Source organism: Pelomonas sp. Root1444 (genome assembly GCF_001426885.1).
GTDB lineage: Bacteria > Pseudomonadota > Gammaproteobacteria > Burkholderiales > Burkholderiaceae_C > Pelomonas.
The window spans coordinates 1-476 of the sequence record NZ_LMFP01000007.1 but is presented as its reverse complement, the minus strand read 5'-3'; the positions used below and the strand labels follow the sequence as shown (position 1 = coordinate 476).

1 protein-coding gene is annotated in these 476 nt (G+C 62.2%); it reads left to right on the top strand.

Translation table 11 applies throughout. From position 1 onward, the window contains the following. The first annotated feature begins 68 nt into the window (after positions 1 to 68). A complete protein-coding gene (locus ASD35_RS27090; protein ID WP_157275468.1) occupies positions 69 to 341 on the top strand; it encodes a hypothetical protein in 273 nt (90 codons plus the stop codon). Positions 342 to 476 lie beyond the last annotated feature (135 nt).

The following is a 476-nucleotide window of genomic DNA, read 5'->3' as shown; positions in this document are numbered from 1 at the left end:
CCTGCCGCTCGAGCTGACGTCCGTCGGCAAGCCTCCGGCCGCGTCTCAGCTTCAACGTTAGAGCGCAAATGCGAGTTGCCTACTCCCTGTTGGCGAGCTTCCTGTTTGCTGCCAGCGCGCTTCTCGGTCTATTTGTCGTGGCCACCGCCGCGCTGGGCGTTGGCAGCGAGAGGGCAATCTCCGAGGGCTTCATTGTTTGGGCCATTGGTTCACTGGTCGCGGCAGTTGGGCTGCTTGCTGCAGTTCGCCGGCCCTCTCTAGCGCTCGCACTTGGGCTCTGTGCCGTTCCATTTGGGTTGGCTCTTTTCGCTGCGCACTTTGTCATGCGTTTCGGGCAATGAGGTTGCGCTCTAACCCCTCCATCGAGCGGACGGCCTCCGGCGCACTTCGTGCGCCTCCGTCCGCCGCTCACGTCGAACGTTGAAGCTGTCAAATAACCTCAAGCCGGGCAGCCCCTGATTCACTTCCTGAGGCCT

Bases quoted from the DNA above. Each gene is read 5' to 3' on its own strand.
- ASD35_RS27090 (WP_157275468.1), top strand. From the start codon at position 69: ATGCGAGTTGCCTACTCCCTGTTGGCGAGCTTCCTGTTTGCTGCCAGC.